Origin of the sequence: Rubritalea squalenifaciens DSM 18772, from assembly GCF_900141815.1 — a bacterium.
Taxonomy (GTDB): domain Bacteria; phylum Verrucomicrobiota; class Verrucomicrobiia; order Verrucomicrobiales; family Akkermansiaceae; genus Rubritalea; species Rubritalea squalenifaciens.
Window position 1 is genome coordinate 213,495 of the sequence record NZ_FQYR01000003.1, and the last position, 12,484, is coordinate 225,978.

The 12,484-nt window shown below is 50.6% G+C and carries 14 protein-coding genes; 8 read left to right on the forward strand and 6 right to left on the reverse strand.

Going from position 1 to position 12,484, the window contains the following annotated elements:
• Positions 1–128 precede the first annotated feature (128 nt).
• Together BUB27_RS06285 and BUB27_RS06290 are read right to left on the reverse strand one after the other, a co-directional pair.
• On the reverse strand, positions 129–464 hold the full coding sequence (locus BUB27_RS06285) for a hypothetical protein (protein WP_143158717.1): 336 nt from the start codon (positions 462–464) through the stop codon (positions 129–131).
• Positions 465–473: 9 nt separating this feature from the next.
• Positions 474–1,109, reverse strand: a complete 636-nt coding sequence (locus tag BUB27_RS06290; RefSeq protein WP_143158718.1) for a hypothetical protein — start codon at positions 1,107–1,109, stop codon at positions 474–476.
• Positions 1,110–1,357: 248 nt separating this feature from the next.
• On the opposite strand from BUB27_RS06290, the gene BUB27_RS06295 reads away from it, so the two are divergent.
• From BUB27_RS06295 to BUB27_RS06315, 5 genes are all read left to right on the forward strand, one after another.
• Positions 1,358–2,548 (forward strand): M29 family metallopeptidase, encoded by a 1,191-nt coding sequence (locus BUB27_RS06295; protein ID WP_143158719.1) that lies wholly within the window; start codon positions 1,358–1,360, stop codon positions 2,546–2,548.
• A 170-nt stretch (positions 2,549–2,718) separates the two neighbouring features.
• Positions 2,719–4,329, forward strand: a complete 1,611-nt coding sequence (locus BUB27_RS06300) for a PP2C family protein-serine/threonine phosphatase (protein ID WP_143158720.1) — start codon at positions 2,719–2,721, stop codon at positions 4,327–4,329.
• A gap of 4 nt (positions 4,330–4,333) precedes the next feature.
• Positions 4,334–5,116, forward strand: a complete 783-nt coding sequence (locus BUB27_RS06305) for a substrate-binding periplasmic protein (RefSeq protein WP_143158721.1) — start codon at positions 4,334–4,336, stop codon at positions 5,114–5,116.
• Between the two features lie 80 nt (positions 5,117–5,196).
• A complete protein-coding gene (locus BUB27_RS06310; RefSeq protein WP_159434830.1) occupies positions 5,197–6,018 on the forward strand; it encodes a S1 family peptidase in 822 nt (273 codons plus the stop codon).
• A gap of 48 nt (positions 6,019–6,066) precedes the next feature.
• A complete protein-coding gene (locus BUB27_RS06315; protein WP_143158723.1) occupies positions 6,067–6,789 on the forward strand; it encodes a putative 4-mercaptohistidine N1-methyltransferase in 723 nt (240 codons plus the stop codon).
• On the opposite strand, the gene BUB27_RS06320 is transcribed toward BUB27_RS06315, so the two are convergent.
• Together BUB27_RS06320 and BUB27_RS06325 are read right to left on the reverse strand one after the other, a co-directional pair.
• The gene (locus BUB27_RS06320) at positions 6,790–7,140 is read right to left on the reverse strand and encodes a tRNA-binding protein (RefSeq protein ID WP_143158724.1); all 351 of its coding nucleotides are present in this window, start codon (positions 7,138–7,140) and stop codon (positions 6,790–6,792) included.
• A gap of 76 nt (positions 7,141–7,216) precedes the next feature.
• Positions 7,217–7,843: a peroxiredoxin gene (locus BUB27_RS06325; protein ID WP_143158725.1), complete on the reverse strand. Its 627-nt coding sequence runs from the start codon at positions 7,841–7,843 to the stop codon at positions 7,217–7,219.
• A gap of 218 nt (positions 7,844–8,061) precedes the next feature.
• Here BUB27_RS06325 and BUB27_RS06330 point away from each other — a divergent pair, with 218 nt between their 5' ends.
• Together BUB27_RS06330 and BUB27_RS06335 are read left to right on the forward strand one after the other, a co-directional pair.
• A complete protein-coding gene (locus tag BUB27_RS06330) occupies positions 8,062–8,814 on the forward strand; it encodes a hypothetical protein (RefSeq protein WP_143158726.1) in 753 nt (250 codons plus the stop codon).
• Position 8,815: 1 nt separating this feature from the next.
• Positions 8,816–9,604, forward strand: coding sequence for a hypothetical protein (locus tag BUB27_RS06335; protein ID WP_143158727.1), 789 nt, complete (start codon positions 8,816–8,818; stop codon positions 9,602–9,604).
• A gap of 72 nt (positions 9,605–9,676) precedes the next feature.
• Here the strand turns inward: BUB27_RS06335 and BUB27_RS06340 are convergent, their stop codons facing one another.
• Both BUB27_RS06340 and BUB27_RS06345 read right to left on the reverse strand, forming a co-directional pair.
• Positions 9,677–10,195, reverse strand: a complete 519-nt coding sequence (locus BUB27_RS06340; protein ID WP_200797080.1) for a superoxide dismutase [Ni] — start codon at positions 10,193–10,195, stop codon at positions 9,677–9,679.
• A 75-nt stretch (positions 10,196–10,270) separates the two neighbouring features.
• Complete coding sequence (locus BUB27_RS06345) at positions 10,271–10,546, reverse strand: iron-containing alcohol dehydrogenase (protein ID WP_143158728.1); 276 nt, start codon at positions 10,544–10,546, stop codon at positions 10,271–10,273.
• 194 nt (positions 10,547–10,740) lie between these two features.
• Here BUB27_RS06345 and BUB27_RS06350 point away from each other — a divergent pair, with 194 nt between their 5' ends.
• Entirely contained in the window at positions 10,741–12,435 is a 1,695-nt protein-coding gene (locus tag BUB27_RS06350) for a cation:proton antiporter (RefSeq protein ID WP_143158729.1), read from the forward strand.
• The last annotated feature ends 49 nt before the right edge of the window (positions 12,436–12,484 follow it).

Below are 12,484 nucleotides of genomic sequence, written 5' to 3' on the forward strand. Positions count from 1 at the left end.
GCGCAGGTTAGGGATGCTTACTTGTGTGTGCAAGCGGGAAAAGGTACGATTTTAAGTCAGTAAAAAAGAAGCCCCAAAAATCAAAGCTTTTAGGGTTGTTTCTGACTTAATTTCAGTAGGTTGGGTTCCTAGAGGGCGCTGCTGATTTCCTTATAAATCCACAGGGAAACGAAAATGATCGCTGCCGCAAGCATGATGAAGAGCACTGCACTGCGTGCTTGGTGTCTGCGCTCATTGCGAATCTCGCCTTTAGTGAGGCGATCAATAAAGTCTTTTTCCCGCTGCATGTGTGCCAGTTCGTCTGGCGCGGGCAAGGTTTGCATGCGTTCCTCTTCTTCGCGCTGAAGCTTCTCCGGGGCTTCTTTGATGAAGCCCTGGATTTCCTCGATCTTGGCCCTGAGCTCAGCTTCCTGGCGGGCGTATTCCTCGAGTTCTTCTTGCTTGGATGATTTACGAAACGGCATGGGGAAGTGTTACTTCATCCAGTACGCGGCAAGTGCCAAAAGTCCAAGAATAATTAGAGGCAAGTTGAATGCCAGACCTTGTTTGAAGGAGGCGCCAAATTCGCTTGATCCTGAGGAAGAGATGGAAGTTTTCTTTTTGGCGGAGAATACACCTGCGCGGCGGCTGCCGGCAAAATGCTGCATCGCTTCTTCGTACTCGTCCTCGGCGTGGTCGAGCATGGAGATCGCACGGTCCAGCTGGTTCTTGAGTTCTTCGCGGGTCCAGTTGTTGGGGCTGATCTCATCGATCTTCTTTTGATGCTCGGCAAAGCATTGACGAGTCTGCTCCAGATCCTGCATCTCCTGGCGCATTTCGAAGAGCTCGCGGTCGATGGCGGTCAGGGCAGAGGTAAGTCTATCGCTGATATCATTCTGGCCGTGGATGAACTCTTCTTTGCGCTCATTGAGCTCTTGGAGTTCGAGCTTCTGACGCTCGATTGACTCTTGCTGCTGGCGCAGTTTCTCGAGTTCGATCTGGGCGGCATGGAGTTTGCCTTCGAAATCTTCGGAAAGCGGAGACTGGCCAGATGCGGAATCGGTGCGCATCTCCATTTGTGTCTCGGCGATTTTCAATCGTTGGGGGCGTGTTTCCGTGAGTCTGGACATATTGGGAAAAGGTTATACTGCTGCTAGGAGAAAATATATCAGCAAGTATAGGGGTTTGGCCAGCGAATATTTAATTTTTCTTGACTATTTTTTGGAGGTAGAATGCAGTCAGAGAATCGGGAGCTTGTCTAGTGATGGTGAGTTGCTAGAAAATTATGTTAGAGTGAGTTCTGGATAGAGTCAGGAAAGTGGCGTAATTTTTTGTGATCGCTTCTTGCGGAAAGGCGTTAGTAGCTTAGTTTTGATACATGTTGCTACCTGATTACCTTCATGAAGACGTGATGTTAAATCCCGAGACTCGCAAGTTTCCAGAGTTCTCCGTGGTGAAGCTGATGAACACGGTATTTGAGCCTACTCAGGGCTGTAAGGTTTGTATCTTAACGGATTTTGATGAGCCTCAGAAGTGGATGAAGGGATTTGCCTTCTTGGAAAACGAGGAGTTTAGCGTCCAGCGTAAAGCTTATGAAGAGTTCTACGAGGCTTTCAAGAATGGAGCGATGGAGGAACTGGGAATGACCGGGGGTGAGATGTATGCTTATTACTGCACCCATGGCTCTAACTTGGATCTTCGAGACGAGGTGTTCGATGTGGAGGGGAATCAGCTGTCCTTGGACAAAGATATCTACTCTAACTACGATATCGTCCTCTGTATCTCCACCTGGAGTGCAACTGCTCCACTCACAGCCAAGTGCAAGGAATTTGGGTTCCGAGGAGCCACGATGCACGGGATGAATGATGTGATTTTGTCCTCAGGCTTGGCGGTGGATTATAATGAAGTTTCCGCCGATGCGGAGAAAATCCGCCTGGCGATGACTAAGGCTGACTCTATCGAGATTGATTTTACCCTAGAAGATGGCCGTGTATTGACCGCATGGCTTGGACTTGGTCAGCAAGAGGCGCAGAAGTCCCACGGCCTTTGCAAGGGGAAGACGCCAGATGTGGCTAACCTGCCAGCTGGAGAGATTTACTATGTGCCGGAGGATGCCCACGGCGAGTTCCCAATGAAGTACGAAGACGGTACTCTTGGAGTTTTGACGGTGAAAGACCGCAATATCATCAAGTCCACACTGATCGAGGGGGATCAGGCGACGATTGATGCCCACAACGAACGCCTTAAGGATGACCCTATGACTGGAACACTGGGCGAACTTGGTTTTGGGACTCAGGTCTTGCCCGTCTCAGGCCAAGATATCCAAGATGAGAAGGTGCTCGGTACTTGTCATTTAGCCACTGGACGAGACGATCATTTGGGCGGTGACATTGTGCCAGAGATGTTCAAGAAGCATGAGAATAGCACTCATGACGATATACTCTTTGCTCCGCACAAGACGCCGAATTTTGACATCAGCGAAGTGCGAATGAAACGCGGAGATCAGGAAGAGGTGATTATTCAGCATTTCCGTCCAAGTGCGTACATTATGAATGCCCTGACCAAGTAGAGGGTCTGTAGCATCAGTTTTTAGAAAGGGCTTCGGGTTTTGGACTCGGAGCCCTTTTTGTATTCGGGGAGCAGATTGCTAGAACTGAGGATTCTGATAGTTCATGCTTTTCTGAGAGCTGTAAGTCTGTTTATTATAATGCGCTAGGTCTGTTTTGTAGCGGATGTATTATGCTGAAATCAGGAAAGAACATCATCCAGCTCGTTATCGCTCTCGCTGTGTTGTCAGTGTTTGTGCTCTTTGTCTTGTCCAATGAGGAAAGGTTTCAGCGAAATGGTGAGAAGGATACGGAGAGTTACGGTCAGCAGCTGGCCCCATATTTGTGGGACGTGAACGTCGAGACGGCCCAGGAGTATGTAGAAGCGGTTGGGAAGCAGAACAACTTTCATTACGTCGAGGTGCATCACAGTGACGGGGAGCTCTTTGTGAAGAATGCAATGGTCGAAGCCGACGAGGGGCTAGATGGTTTGATGAGGGCCATGGGCTTGATGCGTGAGAGCCATTTCCTGAGTCCCATAGAGTATCAGGGGAGAGAGATCGGAGTGATCAAGACAGCCCGCGATAACAAGAATATCTACACCTATATGTACATGCTGCCGGTCGCAGTACTTCTTTTCACGGTCATTCTGCTGTTCAGAACTTTGGTGAAAGACAGGAACATGAGGACGGATATGGAGCTCGATCTGAACGAGAGTAGGCATCGGCTCCATGCGGTGATGGCCGGTACCCCGGTGATCGTTTTTTCAATGGATCAGAGTGGTGTCTTTCTCAAATGTGATGGCAAAGGGCTGTCCAAAATCGGGCATGAAAGCAGTCAGTTCACCGGCAAATCCGTTGAAGAGTGCCAAGGTGAGCTACCTATTACCCTGGAGGATTTTAAGAAAGCCATGGACGGAAAGATTTTTTCCCGGGTGCGTAAAGCTGGCAGCCATTCCTTTGAGACGTGTTACTTCCCGCTCATGCGCGAGGAGCGCCAGATTGGAGTCACTGGTGTATCTACGGATATCACCACGATACTGGATGCGGTTGCTCAACTGAGAGAGAAGGATAGTGAGCTGGATCAGGAAATGCAGTTGGCGAGGGAGGCCCACCAGTCGATCATGTCAACTGAGGTTCCTAGTGTAGACGGCTTGGAGATTGGGATGCTATTCAGGCCTTCACTGGCTGTGGGGGGAGATGTGGTGCGTTTTCACACAGGGGGGGGAAGTTCCATTGGGGTGACTATCTGCGATATTCGCGGTCATGGGGTGGCGGCTGCTTTGGTGTCCGCCGCATTTATTTATAAGCTGGATGAATTGCTAGGGGACTACCGTGACGATTTTGGAGCGCTGTATACTGAGCTGAACCAGCATGTGAACCGTTATTTTCCTGCTGACCGTTATGCGGCGGCTGCCACCGTGAGGGTGGATGTGGAGGCAAAACAATTGCATTACGTCACTGGATCCAAGGAGCCTGTGGTTCTGATTCGAGCCAATGGCAAGGTGGAGCGTTTACTGGAGCCAACCTCGGTCTTGGGCAGTGTCATGAATAGCGACTATGAAGAGAAATGTGTCTCTCTGGAATCCGGAGATCACATCCTGCTCTATACTGACGGGCTTTACGATGTGCAGGATGCGCAGGGCTTGGAGCTGAACCGTCAACAAATGATCAAGTGGGTGCAGGCTGGATTAGGAGCAGAGCCTCAGGAGGTGGTGGATCAAGTCTATCGCAGGGCGGCTGAGTTTTCGGTGAATGGTAAGTTCCGCGACGATGTGGCGGCGGTTTTAATCAAAATTCAATAAGTCGATGAGGAGTTATGTTAAGGCAGAGAGGCTGGCAGGCCGGGTTTCATGGTCCTTCCTGTTTGTCATTTTGCTGGGCATGTGCCTGCGTGTTTCAGCCAAGGAAATCAAGATGGTGACGGTGGATTGGGCTCCATACTATTCACAGTCATTACCTCAAAAAGGCGTGATTTCTGAAATCGTGGATGAGGCCTTCAAGCGGGTAGGCCATACCACGCAGCTAGAGTTTCTTCCCTGGGAACGGGCGATGCGGTCAGCCCTGAGAGGGGACTACGATGTTTTGATGGGGGCCTACTATTCTGAAATGCGTGAAGTGAAGCTGGAGTACAGCGACCCTATGTATGAGGTCGAGGTGGGGATCATTGCCCGCAAAGATCTGGAGGTGACCCATTACAAGAAGCTGGAAGATCTGACTTCGTATCGTTTTGGTATCGGGCTGGGTTGGGTAAATAGTCCGGAATTCGATACGGCCCATTTCTTGAGGAAGGAGGCGGTGTCTCGGCCGATCCTCAATCTCCGTAAAATGGAGAAGAGGCACATTGATATGACGGTCATGTCTACCAAGGTCTTTGAGTATGAGCTGGCTCAGTCAGAGCTTGAGGGAAAGCTGGAGACCGTGGTGCTTCAGCCTCTGCTGGCCAAGAATCCTCTCTATGTCTGCGTGCCGCGAATCCACCCCAAATCCCACTCCATCATTGCTGATTTTAACCGAGGATTGAGGCTGCTCAAAAAAGATGGAAGCTATGCAAAAATACTTAAGAAACATGGGTTTGATACTGAGCATTAATAAATGATGGAAATTTAGACAGAATTCCTTAGCTATGCGCTTATATTTGCATCATGCACATACCTGTATCAAAAATTATCATGTCCTTGGTTTTTGCGCTGAGCCTTCCACTCGTCGCGGAGCCACCTGTCATTGACGACCATAAGTTGACCTCGGATCTTGGTGACAAGATTGGGAAGCTGGTGGAAGAGGAAAAGACGACACCGGGCGAAGACCTCTTCAAGCAGCTGGAGCGTACCAAGGCAGATCTTCAACTCAAGCAACCGAGCACCCAGGAATGCAAAAACGTTTATTCCGAGTGTGTGGATGGAGTGGGAATCATCGCCTCTGTCTACAAGTGTGGTAAGTGCGATAAGTGGCACCGCTCCGCTTGTGCGACTTGCTGGACGCTGACTGAAGACGGAATCATGGTGACCAACTACCACGTGTTTAAAAACAAGGATCATTCTGGTTTCGGCGTGTTGAGTCGCGATGGTCGCGTCGCTCCCGTTGTAGAAGTGCTGGCCGCTGACAAAGAGACGGACATTGCGATCTTCCGAGTGAAGGGTGAGGGCTTCAAAGCCCTCAAGTTGGGTGACTCCGAGGAAGTTGGGAATGACGTGCATATCATTGCTCACCCGGACGGCCGTTTCTTCACCTACACCGCCGGCAATGTATCCCGATACTATCAGCCACGAGGTAAATCAAATACCGTGTGGATGGCTGTGACTGCAGAGTTTGCCAAGGGCTCTAGTGGTGGTCCAGTTCTGGACTCGGAGGGGAATGTGGTGGGCATGGTGGCGAACACGCAGTCCATTTATTATCACGGAATGGAGAAGAATGGAGAAGGCAAAGGACCCTTCCAGATGGTGATTCGCAATTGCGTTCCTGTTAGTTCCATCCGCAAATTGATCAAAGAATAGGCATCTCTCTTTGACTTGGGCAGCTTCGCGGGGTAGTTCTGGGGCACTATGGTGCAGGACTACGAATCTGAGAAGCTGCTGAATGAATACCTCCTCATGCATTACGGCACGCATGAGGAGCTGATGCCCTGGGGCGTGGGCAGTCTGGCAGCCCATGATTTTGTGAGCCGTACCGTGACGTATTTTTCGCCCAAGCCTGTTAGGCTAAGCCTAGATTTGGGTTGTGCGGTAGGGAAGACAAGCTTCCTGCTCAGCCAGAGTTCGCAGAAGGTGATCGGGATTGATTTTTCCCAGAACTTCATCGATGCGGCGAATGTCATGAAGGAGAAGGGAAGCATGCCTTTCCGTTATCAAGAGGAGGGGGATATTTACACCGAGTCTGTGGCTCGCCTGCCAGAGAATGTGATGCCAGAGCGAGTGAGCTTTGCGCAAGGGGATGCTCTTAATCTGCCGGAAGGCTTCAAAGGCTTTGACCGTGTCCATGCCTCAAACCTGCTGTGCCGCCTGCCTGATCCAGAGAAGCTGCTAGAGCGGCTACCCTCTCTGCTTGCAGATAGTGGCGAAGTGGTTTTTGCGACGCCATTTTCCTGGTTGGAGCAGTACACTCCCAAGGAAAAATGGCCACAAGGAGACAGCTGGGAATGGCTGAAGGGCATCATGGAGAAGAATTTTACGCTTATACAGGATGCGGACGAACCCTTCCTGATCCGTGAGCACGCCCGAAAGTTCCAGCTCGGTATTTCCAAGATCAGTGCCTGGAAGAAGAAGTGATCAGATAAGTCTCGCTCCGAGTGGTGCATCAGCATCTGGGGTGGTCAAGATGATGTGGCCATCCTCGTCAGCAAAGCCAGTGACGAGGCACTCAGACATGAATTTGCCGATCTGTTTCTTCGGGAAATTGACCACGGCGACGATGCGTTTGCCGATGAGCTTCTCCGGTGTGTAGTGATGGGTGATCTGGGCGCTGGACTTGCGCTCGCCAATCTCTGGTCCGAAGTCGATCCAGAGTTTGTAAGCTGGATTGCGGGCTTCGGGGTAAAGCTGGGCGTCGATGATCTTGCCCACTCTCATGTCTACCTTGGTGAAGTCCTGCCAGTTGATGGTCTCGTTCGATTCGGTCATGCGGCCAATGGAGCATAAAAAAAGCCCACGCGCCAGTGGCGCATGGGCTGAAAGTGATTTCGGAATTTCCGGCTACTTACTTGGAGAGGTAGGAGGAAACGCCTTCGTGGTTGGCTTGCATAGCGTCGGCACCTTTTTCCCAGTCCATTGGGCAGACTTCACCGTGCTGCTCGAAGTGCTGGAGAGCGTCGATTACGCGGAGGCACTCACGGATGGAGCGGCCGAGTGGCATGTCGTTCACCACCTGGTGGCGAACGATGCCTTCTTTGTCGATGAGGAAGAGACCACGGTAGGCAACGAGTTCGCCTTCGATCTCTACGTTGTCGTCTTCGTCGATGAATGTCTCACCAGCAAGAACGTCGTAGTCTTCTGAGATGGTCTTGTTGATGTCGGCTACGAGTGGGTAGGAAACGCCCTGGATGCCACCCTTGTTCTTAGGAGTGTTGAGCCATGCCCAGTGGGAGAACTCAGAGTCTGTGGAGCAGCCGATTACCTGGACGTCGCGAGCTTCGAACTCAGCGATCTCTTCCTGGAAGCGGTGAAGCTCAGTAGGGCATACGAAAGTGAAGTCTTTCGGGTAGAAGAAGAGTACCACGTACTTCTTGCCAATGAACTGCTCGAGGGAGAAGTTCTCGATGATTGTTTCACCCTTAACAGCTTTTGCTGAGAAGGCCGGTGCTTTTTTACCTACAAGTACTGCCATAGTCTTAGTTTGTTGAAATTGATACTCAGCGTTTTACCGCCAAGACGCGGAGGACTTAGGACGAAACCACGGAATGTGCAAATAGTTTTTTAGAACAATTCTAAAATGAGAGGGGAATGTGCGCAGGGGATAAAAAGCTGGAACCAAATCTGCACAAATACGTAGTGTGAAGTATGATGATGCGTCTCGTTGTGATATTCTCTCTGGTTCTAAGTACCATGCTATCAGCCTATGAACCGGATGATGTGAATGGAGTGGTTTCGGTATCTGTCGAAGATCGAGATCAACTGGTGTGGAAAGTCTCAGTGCATAACTTAAGCAAGCAGGACCTCACCTTTGAAATGATGGAAAATGTACCGAGAGGCTTGGCAATTGAATTCTGGGATGACGAAGAGGGGCTCGAGGTTCATGCAGATAATCTTGCGAAATTTCTGAATTTGGATGGGTTTCCAGCAAATTTACGTGAGATCAAAGCCCAAGAAAAAGTTACTTTTACATTAGATCTAAGACTAGTTTCTGCGACCAAAGAAGAGTACCTGGCAAAATGGAAACAGCAATGGAAGTCGGGGTATTTTAAATGCAGAGTCGTCTTTGGAAGGTATTCCTCAAGGATGTATGAGGTAGAGATCGATAGAAAAGTTTTGGAGAAAGAGGAGATCAAGCTGAAGGATTATGTGATCCCTATAGATGAAGATGCAGATACCGTCCTAAGGTCGGTGCAAACAGAGCAGATGAATCTGCAAACGTTTTTAGAAAGTCAGGGTATTTGCTTTGCTGAGGGAGCTAGTATCTCTTTGGATTCAGAGCAAAATGTATTAAAAATGCATAATAGCTACATGGCATCAGTGCATACGACGCAATTAGTAGCTTACCTCATGTTGGAGTTAACAAAGGAAGAGGTGACTGTTGAGAAAATGGTAGAGGAGCTGACTGGCGGGGATGAGAATAGTGAATGTTTTCCGATCAAGTAATATGAGAAAATTTACAGCTGTAGTTTTATTCTATCTCTTAAGTTTCGCTAATCAGGTGATCGCTGATACCAAGGAGGGACTGATGGAGACGCGGAGCTGGAAGGTGCCTGCGGATTTCATGAGTCATTTGTTTGTTGGGCCGCCTGAAGAACAAAAAGAGAGAGAAAAGGAAAATCAGCTAGGGGGGGTACGGTGCAAGTTCTATAGTCCTCTGGTTACGATGTTTGAAGGGGCTTACAATATCGATTTTCCTGTAGGGTCCAGTATTCAATTTTCTCCAAACAGAGGTCTCATTACAGTGAGAAATACCAAAGAGCGTTTGGTGGAGATAGATAGGCTTATTAAGTCTCTGCAAATCAAGGAGTATTTTATTCTGGATGATAAGCTTTTTAAACCACTGGACAGACTCGTGTCAAATGGGCGTGCGGAGTCGAGGAAGATCGAGAAGCTGCGATGGTATGTGTCTCCTGAAGTGGTAGATTACTATCTCAAATTTATTGAGGAATCGGAGAAAAAGGAAGGTAAGATAAGTTCGGATGATCCATTTGGTACTGTAGAGCAGAAGAAGGAACCAAGAGTAATCAAGCTGATTTCAAGTAACGATCCAGTTTTTCGTGATTGGCTTGAACGAGAGGGAGTGGGGTTTTCTGAGGGAGCCTCATTGCTCTATGAGAGAAAGAATGGAATTCTGACAAGTATCAATACAGAGCAAAGTGCATTCACGATAGAGCACACGTTCCTGAGTTTGGCAATAAAGTGGCAACAGGAACAGAAGAGGAGAGAAAAATAAAAAAACGCTCCGTTGTTAGGCGGAGCGTTTTGATTGGTGTTATGGAACTAAATGGTTCTTTGCCGGGATCCCTTAGTGGGAATGAGTGGTGCCGTCGGCGTGGGTGTGCGGCTTGACTTCCGCCTTGGCGGAGGCTTTGCCAACGTAGACGGCCTGAAACTCATCAAGGGCGGCGTGAAGCTTCTTGGCATTCTCCAGATCGGTGGTCTGCTTGCACTTCATGGCAAGGACGGTAATCTTGTGGAGAAGGGTGAGCTTCTTCGTGTAGGTAGCTGCGTCTTTTTCAGCTTCGTCCAGCTTGACGCGCTGGGCGAGGAAGTACTTCGCGACAGTGTCCTGGATGTTCTGGGCGTGCTGTTCCTTGTTGTTGACCCAGCGTGTGAGCTGGTTGGCATTTTTTCCTGCGTCCTTGGAGAGCTCATTGATCTGGTTCATGGCCTTTTCAATGGTTTCCTGGTCCTTGTGCATGGTGACGAAGACGTTGTCGTCTGCGTAGATGCCGCAAGGAATCTGGCAATGGGCGGAGGCGAGTGGAGCAGCCGCTACGGATAACAAGGCGGAGCTCAGTGCGAATACTGTTTTTTTCATCATAGATTTTTTTTAGTGGCTCAATAAACGAGCAATGACTGCACGATTTAGGTAGGAGTTTCCCTTAGTTCGTTAGATTTACCAGAACTTAATCCTATTCCCAATTTTTGACAATTCGGTGGGTAATTCTTGCGCATGGCTTCTGACATACCTGCCGGCTCTGCCTGCACGGTCTACGGCGGAGTCATAACTGTCATGGATTTGTTCTGCGATACGTGCGAGTTCCTCACGCCTGGTAGTGGCGAGGAAGATTCCGATGCCTACGCCAGCGACAAATGCGCCGAGGGTGAAGGCGAGAGCGTTGTCTTGAACATAGTTGTTTTTGCTCTTTTTCTCCTCATTTTGGGGGACCATCCTTGGATTGCCCCTGAAGTTGGAATGAGGGATCATTGTTTCTTGTTCAATCGAATGCATAGCACCCTACTATGGGGGATTGGGGGCGAGATGCAAATAGAAATCTGGTTAGATAAATGACACTCAGGTTAATATTCAGCTTGTGGTCAGTTTCTGTTGGCGGCGGGGCCGGATGAGGTTACAAATAGAGGCATATGCTTGATGTGCTCGCAGCAGGCGGTGCGGTACCGCCCTTTTTCATTCTCCTGACCCTGGTGCTCAGCTCAGTGGTCGTCGTTTCTTTGGTCTTCAGCCGGATGAGCCAGTCGCTGCTGGTGGGTTATTTCCTCTGTGGATTGATTCTAGCTAACAGCGGAGCTCTGGAATGGGCCGGGGTGGCGGATACGGGGGTGATCGGGGCCCTGTCCGAGATCGGTGTGGTGCTGCTGCTCTTTACGCTGGGGATTGAATTTTCTCTGGGCGAGCTGAAGTCCCTGAAAAAGCCGGCCTTGCTGGGGGGAGGTGTGCAGGTGGGGTTGACGATCATCGTGACGCTCGGGATAGCGATGCTGCTGGGGCTGCCCTTCAAGCATGCGTTGATGGTGGGCTTCGCGGTTTCGCTTTCTTCCACGGCGGTGAGTTTGAAAACCTTCCAGGATATGGGCTTGCCGGATAGTCCGCAGGGCAGGACGGCACTCGGTATTGCCATTTTCCAGGATCTGGCTGCGATTGTTTTCATGGTGCTGCTTCCCGCTCTGGGCGGTACGGATGAGGAAAGCGGCGGACTGATGATGGCGCTGGTCAAAGGAGGAGCCTTTATGCTGGGCATTGTGGTGCTGAGTAGGCATGGCTTCCCACAGATGCTGGATGCGGTGGCACGTACCCGCAGCCGGGAGCTTTTTACCGTGACCGTTGTCGGCATGTGTGCGGCGGTGGCACTGGTGAGCGGCTTGCTGGGGCTGAGTCCCGCCCTCGGAGCTTTTGCCGCGGGGGTAGTGGTGAGTGAGTCCATTTACTCGCATCGGGTGTTGAGTGACATTCTGCCCTTCAAGGATCTCTTCCTGACGGTGTTCTTCGTTTCGGTAGGGCTTTTGATCGATCTGGATGAGGTAAAGGATCATTGGGCTCTGATTGCTGCGGCCACGGTAGGCATTCTCGTGCTGAAGGGTGCCATTGTGGCCTTTGCGGCAAAGCTGAGCGGGCTGCGGATGGGGAGCTGGCTGACCACGGCAGCTGCGCTGGCGAGCACGGGGGAATTCTCCATCGTGCTGCTCAACCGCGCGAGTGATTTTGAGATTCTGAGTTCCCAGTGGGAGCAGGTACTGTTAGCGAGTACCGCCATTTCCATGGGCCTGGTGCCCACTCTGATGAAGTCCAGCATCGGCATCGTGCAAAAGATGCGCAAGCACCAGACTGCCGAGGCCTGCCGCAAAGATGTGGAAATGGGACTCGGTGGGCAGATCGAAGGTGTTTCCGATCACATCATCATCTGCGGCTATGGGCCAGTGGGGCGCAACCTACACGCCAACCTGCATCGGGCAAACGTGCGTGTGATCGTGCTGGAGATGAACCCGCTGACCGTCAAGGAACTCATGCAGAAGGGAGTGAAGTGTCTCTTTGCCGACGCTCGTGACCGTGAGGCGCTGGAGGTGGCTCATGTGGAGCGCGCTAGAGGCATCGCGATTACTTTCCCGGATAAAGAGGCGGCAATCGCCGCATTGCATACCGCACGTGAGATGAATCCAGGTATCGTGGTCTACGCGCGCTCCAAGTTCGCCCCTGAGGTCGAGGAGCTAGAGAGGGCCGGTGTGGATCACGTCCTCTACGACGAGGAACAGAGCGGTCTCGCCCTGACGAGAGCCGTCATGCGCTGTTACTCAGCGGATATCGAGCCGGACTGGGAGATTTGATCTTTCTAACAGAATATGGTTGCCACACGATGATTTTTTGGGCAAAGGT

What these genes read in the sequence shown, in the direction of transcription:
- BUB27_RS06345 (WP_143158728.1), bottom strand. Translation starts at nt 10,546, where the DNA reads ATGGTCCCCCAAAATGAGGAGAAAAAGAGCAAAAACAACTATGTTCAA.
- BUB27_RS06300 (WP_143158720.1), top strand. Translation starts at nt 2,719, where the DNA reads ATGCTGAAATCAGGAAAGAACATCATCCAGCTCGTTATCGCTCTCGCT.
- BUB27_RS06325 (WP_143158725.1), bottom strand. Translation starts at nt 7,843, where the DNA reads ATGGCAGTACTTGTAGGTAAAAAAGCACCGGCCTTCTCAGCAAAAGCT.
- BUB27_RS06310 (WP_159434830.1), top strand. Translation starts at nt 5,197, where the DNA reads ATGTCCTTGGTTTTTGCGCTGAGCCTTCCACTCGTCGCGGAGCCACCT.
- BUB27_RS06320 (WP_143158724.1), bottom strand. Translation starts at nt 7,140, where the DNA reads ATGACCGAATCGAACGAGACCATCAACTGGCAGGACTTCACCAAGGTA.
- BUB27_RS06315 (WP_143158723.1), top strand. Translation starts at nt 6,067, where the DNA reads ATGGTGCAGGACTACGAATCTGAGAAGCTGCTGAATGAATACCTCCTC.
- BUB27_RS06340 (WP_200797080.1), bottom strand. Translation starts at nt 10,195, where the DNA reads ATGATGAAAAAAACAGTATTCGCACTGAGCTCCGCCTTGTTATCCGTA.
- BUB27_RS06350 (WP_143158729.1), top strand. Translation starts at nt 10,741, where the DNA reads ATGCTTGATGTGCTCGCAGCAGGCGGTGCGGTACCGCCCTTTTTCATT.
- BUB27_RS06285 (WP_143158717.1), bottom strand. Translation starts at nt 464, where the DNA reads ATGCCGTTTCGTAAATCATCCAAGCAAGAAGAACTCGAGGAATACGCC.
- BUB27_RS06330 (WP_143158726.1), top strand. Translation starts at nt 8,062, where the DNA reads ATGCTATCAGCCTATGAACCGGATGATGTGAATGGAGTGGTTTCGGTA.
- BUB27_RS06290 (WP_143158718.1), bottom strand. Translation starts at nt 1,109, where the DNA reads ATGTCCAGACTCACGGAAACACGCCCCCAACGATTGAAAATCGCCGAG.
- BUB27_RS06295 (WP_143158719.1), top strand. Translation starts at nt 1,358, where the DNA reads ATGTTGCTACCTGATTACCTTCATGAAGACGTGATGTTAAATCCCGAG.
- BUB27_RS06305 (WP_143158721.1), top strand. Translation starts at nt 4,334, where the DNA reads ATGAGGAGTTATGTTAAGGCAGAGAGGCTGGCAGGCCGGGTTTCATGG.
- BUB27_RS06335 (WP_143158727.1), top strand. Translation starts at nt 8,816, where the DNA reads ATGAGAAAATTTACAGCTGTAGTTTTATTCTATCTCTTAAGTTTCGCT.